The organism is Streptomyces sp. NPDC001348, from assembly GCF_053597535.1.
This window is the reverse complement of the sequence record NZ_JBSFIK010000003.1, coordinates 295,832-308,585: the sequence shown is the minus strand read 5'-3', so window position 1 is coordinate 308,585 and position 12,754 is coordinate 295,832. Positions and strand designations below refer to the sequence as shown.

The window sequence follows — 12,754 nt, the reverse complement described above, 5'->3', positions numbered from 1 at the left end:
GACGTCATGATGTGCGGCGCCTCGCCACACGATGACGCGACGGGACCTGACGAGGGCAGACATGGATCAATTGCTGAGAGTCATGAACTTCAACCTCTCGAGCGACGGAATCGGCGCCGGTGAGCACCAGAGTCTCGAGCGGCCGTTCGGCCTCGACCATCCCGAGAGGCTGTTCGCCTGGGCCGGAGCCACGGCGAGCTGGCCCATGCGCACGGACCCCGGCGGCAGCCAGGGCCTCGATGACTACTTCACGCGAGACTTCGCACGCAACATCGGCGCCGAGATCATGGGCCGCAACAAGTTCGGGCCCCAGCGCGGGCCCTGGCAGGACCATGAGTGGCGCGGCTGGTGGGGGGAGGAGCCCCCGTTCCGCACTCCGGTGTTCGTCATGACCCACCACACGCGTCCGTCGTTCACGCTCTCCGACACCACCTTCCACTTCGTCGACGGCGACCCGTCCACGGTCCTGGAACGGGCGCGGGAAGCGGCGCAGGGGAAGGACGTCCGACTCGGCGGCGGGGTCACCAGCATCCGGCAGTTCCTTGATGCAGGCCTGGTCGACACCATGCATGTGGCGGTCTCGCCGGTGAAGCTCGGGTCCGGACTACGACTGTGGCAGTCTCCCGATGAACTGCTCGACCGGTTCCACCTGGAGGTCGTGCCCAGCCCGAGCGGGGTGACGCACCACCTGTTCTGGCGAAGGTGACGCACGTGCGGAAAGATGCCCCTTCCATACGAGAAGGGGCATCATTCACGAGGTGCAAGCGGTTACGGCAGCGCCAGCATCCGCTCCAGCGCCAGCTTCGCGAAGGCCTCGGTCTCCTTGTCGACCTGGATGCGGTTGACGAGGTTGCCCTCGGCGAGGGACTCCAGGGCCCAGACCAGGTGGGGGAGGTCGATGCGGTTCATGGTGGAGCAGAAGCAGACCGTCTTGTCGAGGAAGACGATCTCCTTGCCCTCCGGAGCGAAACGGTTCGCCAGGCGGCGGACCAGGTTGAGCTCCGTACCGATGGCCCACTTGGAGCCGGCCGGGGCGGCCTCCAGGGCCTTGATGATGTACTCCGTCGAGCCGACGTAGTCCGCGGCGGCGACGACCTCGTGCCTGCACTCGGGGTGGACCAGGACGTTGACGCCGGGGATGCGGGCGCGGACGTCGTTGACCGAGTCGAGGCTGAAGCGGCCGTGGACCGAGCAGTGGCCGCGCCACAGGATCATCCTGGCGGCGCGCAGCTCGTCCGCGGTCAGGCCGCCGTTCGGCTTGTGCGGGTTGTAGACCACGCAGTCGTCCAGGGACATGCCCATGTCGCGGACGGCGGTGTTCCGGCCGAGGTGCTGGTCGGGGAGGAAGAGAACCTTTGTTGCCGAGGGCTCCCCCTGCTCGAAGGCCCAGTCCAGGGCGCGCTTGGCGTTCGACGACGTGCAGATGGTGCCGCCGTGCTTGCCGGTGAACGCCTTGATGTCCGCGGAGGAGTTCATGTACGAGACGGGCACGACCTGCTCGGCGACGCCGGCCTCCGTGAGCACGTCCCAGCACTCCGCGACCTGCTCGGCGGTCGCCATGTCGGCCATGGAGCAGCCGGCGGCGAGGTCGGGCAGGACGACCTTCTGGGCGTCGGACGTCAGGATGTCCGCGGACTCGGCCATGAAGTGCACACCGCAGAAGACGATGTACTCGGCCTCCGGGCGCGCGGCCGCGTCCCGGGCCAGCTTGAAGGAGTCGCCCGTGACGTCCGCGAACTGGATGACCTCGTCGCGCTGGTAGTGGTGGCCGAGCACGAAGACCTTGTCGCCGAGCTTCTCCTTGGCCGCGCGGGCACGCTCGACCAGGTCGGGGTCGGACGGCGAGGGCAGGTCGCCGGGGCAGTCGACGCCCCGCTCGCTCTTCGGGTCGGCCTCACGGCCGAGCAGCAGCAGGGCGAGCGGCGACGGCTGTACGTCGAGCTCCGGGGTTTGGGCGGTGGTCACGACACGCACCCTTTCTACTTTTCCACTTTTCGTCGAATTGACGTTATCTATCATAACCCGCTTCACGTCACTTTGACGATGGTCATCGCGTCGATGTGACGTGAATCCCGGTGAGGCGTTTTCCGCTTCCAACCGCATGTGCGAGCATGAGGAGGGAACGACAAGACAAACAGCTCGGCCCGGAATGAATCCGCGGCCCCGCCGGTTGCAACCGTCGGCAAGCAGTCTCCGTACAACCCGGGAGAGATGTAGATGTCCGTATCGGACGAGACCAGCACCGTCACCGACGGCATCGTCCTGACCGACGCCGCCGCGGCGAAGGTCAAGGCCCTGCTCGACCAGGAAGGCCGTGACGACCTCGCCCTCCGCGTCGCCGTCCAGCCCGGCGGCTGCTCCGGCCTGCGTTACCAGCTCTTCTTCGACGAGCGCTCGCTCGACGGTGACGTCGAGAAGGACTTCGACGGCGTCAAGGTCGTCACCGACCGCATGAGCGCGCCGTACCTCGGCGGTGCCACCATCGACTTCGTGGACACCATCGAGAAGCAGGGCTTCACGATCGACAACCCGAACGCGACGGGCTCCTGCGCCTGCGGCGACTCCTTCAGCTGAGCCGAGCGCCGCACGACGCGCACGACATGAAGGCGGCGGCCCCCTCCTGAGGGGCCGCCGCCTTCGCGTGTCCGCCGGCTCGCGTCCTCCGGGCCTACGACGTCTTCGGCAGGCGTGCGCCCGGCCGCTCCTGGGGGACCTGCCGGCCGTCCGAGCCGACCACCTTCCGGTCGCCGAGCGGCTGGTCCAGGTGCACGGTCCGGTGGTAGACCTTGGCGATCAGGATGCAGACCTTGCCCTTCCACGGCGTCTCGGTCACCGTGACGGTCACCTTGCCGGAGTCCTCGGCCGCGGAGGCCTTGTAGTCGGCGCACACCCCGCCCTCGAACGCCACGGTCAGGCTGTTGCCCGTGGTGCTGTAGCCCGTGACCTTCACCGGCCGCTCGGACGGCGACGCCGACGGGGTCTGCGGGGTGCCGCCCGGCGGTGTGCTCGGCGACGCCAGGTACTTCGGGTCGACGGCCGGATACGTCACCGTGTAGCCGTCCGCCGCACCCCGCACCTGGAACAGCCACGACGGCACCAGCGCCGGCCGGCCGTCGACGACGTGCGCGGCCAGCCCGAACACCGCCTTCCGGACGATGACCGTCTCCCGGGCCGGCGCCGGCCCGGCCGTGCCCGGCCCCGACGGTGAGGTGCCGCAGGGCTGCTCCAGCCGGTCCTTCTGCGGGACGGGGCTGGCGCAACCGCCGATGCCCATCCGGTGGTCGTTCCCGCTCCCGCTTCCGTTCCCAGGCGTCGCGTTCATCAGGTCCAGCGTCTTCTTCGCGCCCAGGACGGGGTACGTGTCCCCCTTCACCGGCGTCATCAGCTCACCGTGGCCGCCCACCACCCGGCCCTGCTCGCCGACGGTCAGGCCGGTCGTCCACCCGTAGGTGGGCAGCCCGCCCACCACCGGGTCGGCGTTCACCACCCGCCGGGCACCCATGACCTGGCTCGCGTCCACCTTGGCGGTCTCCTGGCCCAGCGCCTTCAGCACCGGTGCGGCCGCCTTCTTCGCGGCCGCCTCGCTCACCTGGCCGACGGCCGGGTCGGCGGGGTCTGGAGCGCAGACGATGACCTTCCTGCAGTTGTCGGTGCCGGGCGCGTACCGGCTGTACGTCCAGTTGCCCGGCGCCTCCTCGGCGACCTGCAGGACCGCCCCCGACCCGTCCTTCGCGGAGCCCACCCGCCAGATCCGACCCTCGGCCACCGGCGCGCCGGCCAGGCCCAGCGCCTTCGCGAGCCGGGCCACGTCGTCCTTGGCGACCTCGCCGCCCGCCCGGTACACCGGCGCGGAGCCGGGGCCGCCGGGCAGCGTGCCCTCGGCCTTGTAGGTGGCGCCGTAGGGGTTGGGCTCACCGGGTGCGATGCCTTGGCCGTTCGAACCGCCGTCCAGCGCGAGCGGCGGGGGAGTGCCGCCGGAGGACGCGGAACCCGTACCGCTGTTCGACGTCCCGTTCGCGGTGGCCGTCAGGTACGCCCCGCCGCCACCGACGAGCAGCACGGCGGCGGCGACGGCGGCGGCGACCAGGGGGGAGCGGCGGCGAGCGGACCGGTCGTCGTCGGACTCCGCGCCGTGCTCCCGCGGAACCTCCTCGACGGGCGCCTGCGAGGCCGCTTCCGGCTGCTCAGCGGTGGCCTGAGCATCGGAGACGGCCTGCGGCGCGCCGGCGGCCTCCGACGCGCGGTCCGGCGCGGGCTCGGGCTCGGGCTGGGCGGCGGCTTGCGGTGCGGGCTCGGGGTCCGCCTCGGAGGCGGCCTCCGGTTCGGGCCCGGGTGCGGACTCCGGCTCGGACGTCGCTTCCCGCTCGGGTTCGGCCCCCGCCGTGGCCCCGGACGCGGTCTCCGCCTCGGGGGCGGGCTCCGGAGCCGGCCGCTCCGCCGAGGCTTCCCCGGCGGTGTGCGCGGCCGCGTCGTCGTTGTCGGGTCGCTCGGTGTTCACCGCATCGCTCCTTGCTGGGTCGTATCCCGCATCCCCTCCTCGGGGGACGGCGATGAGACGCGGCGGACGAGCGAGCGGTTCCCTGGGCCGGACCGGACGAATCAGTCGCCGTAGTCCGACATGGCGTCCAGCAGCCGCGCGGAGGCCACGGGAACCGTCACGCCGTGGATCAGCGACGGGGGCACCGGAACGGACGAGTCCCGGTCCGGTACCGCCCAGTGCGGGGCCATCCGGGCGCAGTCACCCCGCAGCACCGCCAGACCGCCGTCGAACTCGGCCGGAGCGGGCGCGTGGACCTTGATGTTCGTCATGACGGCACCGTAGGCACGCCGGGGTCGGCGAATAAAGATCTACTTCCGGGTAGTTTTCCCGCTCCTGAGCCGGGCCCCGACCGGGTAGCGTGAAGTGTCAGTTGCCCTCCCGTCCAGCAGGAGAGTCCTCGCCGTGCGCATCGCAGTCACCGGCTCCATCGCCACCGACCATCTCATGACCTTCCCCGGCCGCTTCGCCGACCAGCTGGTCGCGGACCAGCTGCACACGGTCTCCCTCTCCTTCCTGGTCGACAACCTCGACGTCCGCCGCGGCGGCGTCGGCGCGAACATCGCCTTCGGCATGGGCCAGCTCGGCACGCGCCCCGTCCTGGTGGGCGCCGCGGGCTTCGACTTCGACGAGTACCGGGCCTGGCTGGAACGGCACGGCGTGGACACCGAGTCGGTCCGCATCTCCGAGACGCTGCACACCGCCCGCTTCGTGTGCACCACGGACACCGACCACAACCAGATCGGCTCCTTCTACACCGGTGCCATGAGCGAGGCCCGGCTGATCGAGCTGAAGACCGTCGCCGACCGCGTCGGCGGCCTGGACCTGGTCCTGATCGGCGCCGACGACCCGGAGGCGATGCTCCGCCACACCGAGGAGTGCCGCTCGCGCGGCATCCCGTTCGCCGCCGACTTCTCCCAGCAGATCGCCCGCATGGACGGCGAGGAGATCCGGATACTGCTGGACGGTGCGACGTACCTGTTCTCGAACGAGTACGAGAAGGGCCTCATCGAGTCCAAGACGGGCTGGACCGACGAGGAGATCCTCGGCAAGGTCGGCAAGCGGGTCACCACCCTGGGCTCACGTGGCGTCCGCATCGAGCAGGAGGGTGAGGACCCTGTCGAGGTCGGCTGCCCGGAGGAGGAGCGCAAGGCCGACCCCACCGGTGTCGGCGACGCCTTCCGCGCCGGCTTCCTCTCCGGCCTGGCCTGGGGCGTCACCCCGGAGCGGGCCGCCCAGGTCGGCTGCATGCTCGCCACCCTGGTCATCGAGACGGTCGGCACCCAGGAGTACCAGCTGCGCCGCGCCCACTTCATGGACCGCTTCACCAAGGCCTACGGTCACGAGGCCGCCGCCGAGGTCCAGCGGCACCTCGCCTAGCCCGGTCACGCGACACGGCGGACCACGTACGCCGAACCGTGGTCCGCCGGCTCCTCACCGACGTACTCCTGCCCGCGCATCTCGCACCACGCCGGAATGTCCAGCCGGGCCGCCTCGTCGTCGGAGAGGACCCGGACCGTGCCGCCCACCGGCACGTCCCCGATGACCTTCGCCAGCTCGATGACCGGGATCGGGCAGCGCTTGCCCAGCGAGTCGACGACCACCTCGTCCGGCCGTACGGCCGCCGCCGCGGGCACCGGGGCACCGAACTTCTCCCGCACCCCCGCCACCAGGTCCGGCAGCGTCGACAGGAACCTCTCCACGTCCTCCTCGGCCGTCCCCGGCGGCAGCGACACCCGCACGTTGCCCTCGCTCAGCACCCCCATCGCCTTCAGTACATGACTGGGCGTCAGCGTGCTGCTGGTGCAGGACGACCCGGAGGAGACGGAGAAACCGCTCCGGTCCAGTTCGTGAAGCAGTGTCTCCCCGTCGACATAGAGACACGAGAACGTGACGACGCCGGGCAGCCGCCGCTCCGGATCGCCCACCACCTCCACGTCCGCCACCGACCCCGCCACCCGCTCGCGGATCCGCCGCGTCAGCTCCCGCAGCCGTACCGCCTCACGCTCGGCCTCCGCCCGCACCGCCCGCAGGGAGGCGGCCGCGGCCACGATCGCGGGGATGTTCTCGAAGCCGGACGCCCGCCCCGACTCCCGTTCGTCCACCGGGCCCCGCGGCGCGAACCGCACCCCCTTGCGCACCACCAGCAGCCCGACCCCGGACGGCCCGCCCCACTTGTGGGCGCTGGCCGTCAGCAGCGACCAGTCGCCCTCGACCCGCCCCCAGCCCAGCGACTGCGCCGCGTCCACCAGCAGCGGCACGCCCGCCGCCCGGCACACCTCGGCCACCTCGGCCACCGGCTGCACGGTCCCGACCTCGTGGTTGGCCGACTGCAGACAGGCGAGCGCGGTGCCGGGCCGCAGAGCGGCCTCGTAGGCTTCCGCGGTCACCGCCCCCGTACGCCCCACCGGTACCCGTGTCACGGTCCCGCCGTCCGCCTCGAACGCCTCCGCCGAATGCAGGACCGAGGAGTGTTCGACGGATGACACGATCAGGTGGCGCCCGACCCGTCGCCGTCCCGCCAGCGCCCCCGCGATCCCGCCGTGCACGGCCCGGGTTCCGGAGGAGGTGAACACCAGTTCGTCAACCCGACACCCCACAGCCTCAGCGGCCGCCTCCCGCGCGGCATCCAGCAGCATCCGAGCCCGCCGCCCCTCCCGATAGAGCCGAGCAGGATCGGCCCACCCCTCGTCGAGCGCGGCCACCAGGGCCTGCCGGGCAACGGGATGCAGAGGAGCACTGGAAGCAGCGTCGAAGTAGACCACACGGCAACGTTAGAACCCGGCCGCCGATTACAGGGGCGCGGGGAACTGCGCGACAAGCCACAACGGGTCCTGCACCCGCCCACACACCCCAGCACCCCGTGCTAATGGGCGCCCAATCCAGGCCCAGCCCCGCTGAACCCACCCCATCGGCCCGACCCGCGGCGCGTACGGCACCCCTCCCCGCAACCCGCCGGGAGGCGTCCAGTAGGGTTTGGTCCGCATAAACATCAAACCCCTGCCCGACGCAGGGCGGCGACCGGACCAGCGAGAAGGCCGCAGCCAACAGCGCGGGCGAGACTCTCGGGAAGGCGCTACGTGAGTCCCAACGGCTCCGACCGCTCGCCGCGGCGCCCGATGCGGCGGAAGCTGCTGCAGGCAATGACCGCGGGCCTGGTCCTGGCGACCGCGACCGGTTGCACATACAAGGACTTCCCCCGCCTTGGTATGCCCACCCCGACCACGGAAGAGGCTCCGCGGATCCTCTCCCTGTGGCAGGGCTCCTGGGCTGCCGCGCTCGCCGTCGGCGTGCTGGTGTGGGGCCTGATCCTGTGGAGCGCCATGTTCCACCGGCGCAGCCGCACCAAGGTCGAGGTACCTCCGCAGACCCGGTACAACATGCCCATCGAGGCGCTGTACACGGTGGTCCCGATCATCATCATCTCGGTCCTCTTCTACTTCACGGCCCGGGACGAGTCGAAGCTCCTGGATCTCTCCAAGAAGCCCGACGTCACGATCAACGTCGTCGGTTTCCAGTGGAGCTGGGGCTTCAACTACATCGAGAACGTGCCCGGTTCCACCGGTGACGCGAAGACCGACCCGCAGCTGAACGCGATCCCGGACCGGTACAAGAAGGCCTTCCCGGCGAACGCCGGCGGTGTCTACGACGTCGGTACGCCGGGCACGAAGAACCCGGAGACCCACAACCCGGGTCCGACGCTGTGGCTGCCCAAGGGCAAGACGGTCCGCTTCGTCCTGACCTCGCGTGACGTCATCCACTCCTTCTGGGTGCTGCCGTTCCTGATGAAGCAGGACGTCATCCCGGGTCACACCAACGCCTTCCAGGTGACTCCCAACGCGTACGGCACCTTCAGGGGCAAGTGCGCCGAACTCTGCGGCGTCGACCACTCCCGGATGCTGTTCAACGTGAAGGTCGTCTCCCCGGACGCGTACGAGAAGCACCTCAAGGATCTCGTCAAGAAGGGGCAGACCGGTTACATTCCCGCCGGCATCGCCCAGACGAGCCACGAGAAGAACCGGGAGACGAACAACCTGTGAGCATCCTCAACGAACCCCAGGGTGCCGCGGCGGCCGACTCTTACGAGAACGAGCTGCCGGTCAGGCGCAAGCAGCCCGGCAACGTCGTGGTGAAGTGGCTGACGACCACCGACCACAAGACGATCGGGACGCTCTACCTCGTCACGTCGTTCGCCTTCTTCCTGATCGGCGGCGTGATGGCACTGCTCATGCGTGCCGAGCTGGCCCGTCCGGGCCTGCAGATCATGTCGAACGAGCAGTTCAACCAGGCGTTCACGATGCACGGCACGATCATGCTGCTGATGTTCGCGACGCCGCTGTTCGCCGGCTTCACGAACTGGATCATGCCGCTGCAGATCGGCGCTCCGGACGTGGCCTTCCCCCGGCTGAACATGTTCGCCTACTGGCTGTACCTGTTCGGCTCGCTGATCGCGGTGGCCGGCTTCCTCACCCCGCAGGGTGCGGCCGACTTCGGCTGGTTCGCCTACGCGCCGCTGTCGGACGCCATCCGCAGCCCCGGTGTCGGCGCCGACATGTGGATCATGGGTCTGGCCTTCTCCGGCTTCGGCACGATCCTCGGCTCGGTCAACTTCATCACCACGATCATCTGCATGCGCGCCCCGGGCATGACCATGTTCCGCATGCCGATCTTCACCTGGAACGTGCTGCTGACCGGTGTCCTGGTCCTGCTGGCCTTCCCGGTCCTGGCCGCCGCGCTGTTCGCCCTGGAGGCCGACCGCAAGTTCGGCGCCCATGTCTTCGACGCCGCCAACGGCGGATCACTCCTGTGGCAACACCTCTTCTGGTTCTTCGGCCATCCAGAGGTGTACATCATCGCGCTACCGTTCTTCGGCATCATCTCCGAGGTCATCCCGGTCTTCTCCCGCAAGCCGATGTTCGGCTACATGGGCCTGATCGCCGCGACCATCTCGATCGCCGGTCTGTCCGTGACGGTGTGGGCGCACCACATGTACGTCACCGGTGGTGTGCTGCTGCCGTTCTTCTCCTTCATGACCTTCCTGATCGCGGTCCCGACCGGTGTGAAGTTCTTCAACTGGATCGGCACCATGTGGAAGGGCTCGCTGAGTTTCGAGACCCCGATGCTCTGGGCGACCGGCTTCCTGATCACCTTCACGTTCGGTGGCCTGACCGGTGTCATCCTGGCCTCGCCGCCGATGGACTTCCACGTCTCGGACTCGTACTTCGTGGTGGCGCACTTCCACTACGTCGTCTTCGGCACCGTCGTGTTCGCGATGTTCTCCGGCTTCCACTTCTGGTGGCCGAAGTTCACCGGCAAGATGCTGGACGAGCGCCTCGGCAAGATCACCTTCTGGACGCTGTTCGTCGGCTTCCACGGCACCTTCCTGGTCCAGCACTGGCTGGGTGCCGAGGGCATGCCGCGCCGTTACGCGGACTACCTGGCCGCCGACGGGTTCACCGCCCTGAACACGGTGTCGACCATCAGCTCCTTCGTGCTCGGCCTGTCGATCCTGCCGTTCCTCTACAACGTGTGGAAGACGGCCAAGTACGGCAAGCCGGTCGGCGTGGACGACCCGTGGGGCTACGGCCGCTCGCTCGAGTGGGCGACCTCCTGCCCGCCGCCGCGGCACAACTTCCTCACCCTGCCGCGGATCCGCAGCGAATCCCCGGCGTTCGACCTGCACCACCCCGAGATCGCCGCTCTTGAGCAGCTCGAGCACGCCGGTCACGGCAGTGGCAGCGCCATCGCGGGCAGCAAGGAGGCCGGCAAGTGAAGATCCAGGGCCGGATGTTCATCTGGCTGAGCTTCTTCATCCTGATCATGGCCGTCGTGTACGGCGTGTGGTCGAAGGAGCCGGCCGGCACCACGGCGCTCTTCCTGGCCTTCGGCCTGAGCATCATGATCGGCTTCTACCTGAGCTTCACCGCTCAGCGGGTCGACGCGGGTGCCCAGGACAACAAGGAGGCCGATGTCGCGGACGACGCCGGCGAGCTGGGCTTCTTCAGCCCGCACAGCTGGCAGCCGCTCGCCCTCGGCACCGGTGGCGCGATCGCCTTCCTCGGTGTCGCGGTCGGCTGGTGGCTGATCTACTTCGCGGCACCGATCATCCTCGTCGGCCTGTTCGGCTGGGTGTTCGAGTACTACCGCGGTGAGAACCGCACCCAGTAGTACGTACATGCTGTAGCAGCGCCGAGCGCACCGGGAGCCCGGACACTCCGTCAGGAGGTCCGGGCTCCCCCCTTTGCCGTACGGCCCTTCACCCGTAGGGGTCACTCAGCGCGCCGGGGCTGACGCGGCTCCTTAGCGTGAGCTCATGAGCACCTCTGCGCACACCCGCACCGTCATCAGCTGCGCCCTGCTGGTGGCCGCCCTCGGCGCGGGCGTCTCCGCCTGCGGATCACATGGCAGCCCCCTGGCGGACGAGCCGTACGACGCGGCGGACCAGATCTCCTTCAGCGGCCTCACCGGCGACGGTAAGAAGGCCGACCCGGACAAGCCCATCGAGGTCACCGCACAGGGCGACGGGCGCATCACGGACGTCACCGCCGTGGACGCCACGGGACGCTACGTGGCGGGCGAGCTCGCCGCCGACGGCAGCCGCTGGCACAGCACGGCCCCGCTGGCCGCCAACGCCCACTACACGGTGCGGGTCAGCACGGAGGACGAGGACGGGGCCCCCGGCCGCCGCACCGTCACCTTCGACACCAGCAAGGCGAAGATCACCAAGCGTCTGGGCGTCACCTTCGGGCCCGGCTCGGGCACGTTCGGCGTCGGCCAGCCCATCACGGCGAAGCTGAACCAGGAGATCAAGGACAAGGCCCAGCGGGCCGTCGTCGAGCGCGCCCTCCGGGTCGACTCCTACCCGGCCGTGGTCGGCTCCTGGTACTGGGTGGACGGCAAGGAACTGCACTACCGCCCCAGGGAGTACTGGCCCGCGCACGCCACCATCCAGGTGCACAGCAACCTGGACGGCGTAAGGATCGGCGACCGCCTCTGGGGCGGCACCGCCAAACCCCTGAAGATCGCCACCGGCGACCGGATCGAAGCGGTCACGGACGCGTCGTCGCACCAGATGACCGTCTACAAGAACGGAGCGGTGATCAACGAGATCCCCGTCACCACCGGAAAGCCCGGCTTCGAGACCCGCAACGGGGTCAAGGTCGTCCTGGAGAAGCAGCAGTACGTACGCATGCGCGGCACCACCGTCGGCATCGCGGAGGGCAGCTCCGACTCCTACGACCTGCCGGTCTACTACGCGACCCGCGTCACCTGGTCCGGCGAGTACGTGCACGCCGCCCCCTGGTCCGTCGGCTCCCAGGGCTCCGCGAACGTCAGCCACGGCTGCACCGGCATGAGCACGTCGAACGCCGAATGGTTCTTCGACACCATCCATCAGGGTGACATCGTCAAGGTCGTCAACTCCAACGGCGACCCGATGGAACCGTTCGGCAACGGCTTCGGCGACTGGAACGTCGACTGGAACAAGTGGCGGACCGGCAGCGCGCTGGCGAACGGCGCGCCGGACGCCGCGGAGCCCCAGGAGGCTCCGCGACTCCAGCCGGCGGCCGTGTAGCAGCGCGGCCGGGTGAGAGCGGCAAGGGGCGCGGGGAACCCGCGCCCCGGGCTGCTACGCGCTCAGCAGCCGCTTCTTCTGCAGCAGGGAGGCCAGGGCGGCGGCGAACTCCACCGGGTCCACCGGCAGGGTCACGGCCGCGTCGGCCCGGCTCCAGGTGGCCAGCCAGGCGTCCTGGGGCCGCCCGATCAGCAGCAGCACCGGAGGGCAGTTGAAGATCTCGTCCTTGATCTGCCGGCACATCCCCATGCCCCCCATGGGCACGGCCTCGCCGTCCAGGACGCAGACGTCGATCCCGCCCCTGTCCAGCTCCCGCAGGACGGCGCCGGGGGTCGCGCACTCCACGAACTCCACCACGGGCGCGTCCGGAGCCGGCCTGCGTCCGGTGGCGAGCCGCACCTGTTCGCGGGTGCCCGAGTCGTCGCTGTAGACCAGCACCGTGGCGGTCGGCTGCATAGTTCCTCCGATACACAGGGCGTACACCGTCGTACGAACAGGACCGATGCGGCGGATGCTACCCCCTTGCACACCCTGTCAACACCGGGCCGGACAGGACTCGCGAGAACCGTTCGGCGAGCCGTCCGTCCCCTGCCCGGGCTGCGAACACTCCGAACGGCACCCCCGGGGGTGAGGGCGGGATAAGC

At 69.6% G+C, this 12,754-nt stretch carries 12 protein-coding genes; 7 read left to right on the top strand and 5 right to left on the bottom strand.

Annotated elements, in window-relative coordinates; translation table 11 throughout:
* Positions 1-61: 61 nt before the first annotated feature.
* Positions 62-706, top strand: coding sequence for a dihydrofolate reductase family protein (locus tag ACWC21_RS04970; RefSeq protein WP_450878208.1), 645 nt, complete (start codon positions 62-64; stop codon positions 704-706).
* Positions 707-768: 62 nt separating this feature from the next.
* Here ACWC21_RS04970 and nadA read toward each other — a convergent pair whose 3' ends face one another.
* Entirely contained in the window at positions 769-1,965 is a 1,197-nt protein-coding gene (gene nadA / locus ACWC21_RS04965; RefSeq protein WP_450878206.1) for a quinolinate synthase NadA, read from the bottom strand.
* A gap of 252 nt (positions 1,966-2,217) precedes the next feature.
* Here nadA and erpA point away from each other — a divergent pair, with 252 nt between their 5' ends.
* Positions 2,218-2,574: an iron-sulfur cluster insertion protein ErpA gene (gene erpA, locus ACWC21_RS04960; RefSeq protein ID WP_388788385.1), complete on the top strand. Its 357-nt coding sequence runs from the start codon at positions 2,218-2,220 to the stop codon at positions 2,572-2,574.
* Between the two features lie 94 nt (positions 2,575-2,668).
* On the opposite strand, the gene ACWC21_RS04955 is transcribed toward erpA, so the two are convergent.
* Together ACWC21_RS04955 and ACWC21_RS04950 are read right to left on the bottom strand one after the other, a co-directional pair.
* On the bottom strand, positions 2,669-4,498 hold the full coding sequence (locus ACWC21_RS04955; RefSeq protein ID WP_450878203.1) for a hypothetical protein: 1,830 nt from the start codon (positions 4,496-4,498) through the stop codon (positions 2,669-2,671).
* 101 nt (positions 4,499-4,599) lie between these two features.
* Positions 4,600-4,809 (bottom strand): hypothetical protein, encoded by a 210-nt coding sequence (locus tag ACWC21_RS04950; RefSeq protein WP_450878201.1) that lies wholly within the window; start codon positions 4,807-4,809, stop codon positions 4,600-4,602.
* A 133-nt stretch (positions 4,810-4,942) separates the two neighbouring features.
* Between ACWC21_RS04950 and ACWC21_RS04945 the strand changes: the two genes are divergently transcribed.
* A complete protein-coding gene (locus tag ACWC21_RS04945; protein ID WP_450878199.1) occupies positions 4,943-5,917 on the top strand; it encodes a carbohydrate kinase family protein in 975 nt (324 codons plus the stop codon).
* A gap of 5 nt (positions 5,918-5,922) precedes the next feature.
* Here ACWC21_RS04945 and ACWC21_RS04940 read toward each other — a convergent pair whose 3' ends face one another.
* Positions 5,923-7,302, bottom strand: a complete 1,380-nt coding sequence (locus ACWC21_RS04940) for an aminotransferase class V-fold PLP-dependent enzyme (RefSeq protein WP_450878197.1) — start codon at positions 7,300-7,302, stop codon at positions 5,923-5,925.
* Between the two features lie 315 nt (positions 7,303-7,617).
* On the opposite strand from ACWC21_RS04940, the gene ctaC reads away from it, so the two are divergent.
* The 4 genes from ctaC to ACWC21_RS04920 all read left to right on the top strand — a co-directional run bounded on the left by ctaC (position 7,618) and on the right by ACWC21_RS04920 (position 12,110).
* Positions 7,618-8,577, top strand: a complete 960-nt coding sequence (gene ctaC / locus ACWC21_RS04935; RefSeq protein WP_450878195.1) for an aa3-type cytochrome oxidase subunit II — start codon at positions 7,618-7,620, stop codon at positions 8,575-8,577.
* Positions 8,574-10,310 carry an aa3-type cytochrome oxidase subunit I gene (gene ctaD / locus ACWC21_RS04930; protein ID WP_450878193.1) on the top strand — a complete coding sequence of 579 codons (1,737 nt, stop codon included), beginning with the start codon at positions 8,574-8,576 and terminating at the stop codon, positions 10,308-10,310. Before ctaC ends, ctaD begins: the two co-directional genes overlap by 4 nt.
* Positions 10,307-10,705 (top strand): cytochrome c oxidase subunit 4, encoded by a 399-nt coding sequence (locus ACWC21_RS04925; RefSeq protein WP_389140473.1) that lies wholly within the window; start codon positions 10,307-10,309, stop codon positions 10,703-10,705. Before ctaD ends, ACWC21_RS04925 begins: the two co-directional genes overlap by 4 nt.
* 145 nt (positions 10,706-10,850) lie before the next feature.
* Positions 10,851-12,110 carry an Ig-like domain-containing protein gene (locus ACWC21_RS04920; protein WP_450878191.1) on the top strand — a complete coding sequence of 420 codons (1,260 nt, stop codon included), beginning with the start codon at positions 10,851-10,853 and terminating at the stop codon, positions 12,108-12,110.
* A 54-nt stretch (positions 12,111-12,164) separates the two neighbouring features.
* On the opposite strand, the gene ACWC21_RS04915 is transcribed toward ACWC21_RS04920, so the two are convergent.
* Entirely contained in the window at positions 12,165-12,566 is a 402-nt protein-coding gene (locus ACWC21_RS04915) for a hypothetical protein (RefSeq protein WP_450878189.1), read from the bottom strand.
* Positions 12,567-12,754: the final 188 nt, after the last annotated feature.

Coding starts and splice junctions, on each gene's coding strand:
- ACWC21_RS04915 (WP_450878189.1), bottom strand. CDS start 12,566: ATGCAGCCGACCGCCACGGTGCTGGTCTACAGCGACGACTCGGGCACC.
- erpA (WP_388788385.1), top strand. CDS start 2,218: ATGTCCGTATCGGACGAGACCAGCACCGTCACCGACGGCATCGTCCTG.
- ACWC21_RS04920 (WP_450878191.1), top strand. CDS start 10,851: ATGAGCACCTCTGCGCACACCCGCACCGTCATCAGCTGCGCCCTGCTG.
- ACWC21_RS04950 (WP_450878201.1), bottom strand. CDS start 4,809: ATGACGAACATCAAGGTCCACGCGCCCGCTCCGGCCGAGTTCGACGGC.
- ACWC21_RS04970 (WP_450878208.1), top strand. CDS start 62: ATGGATCAATTGCTGAGAGTCATGAACTTCAACCTCTCGAGCGACGGA.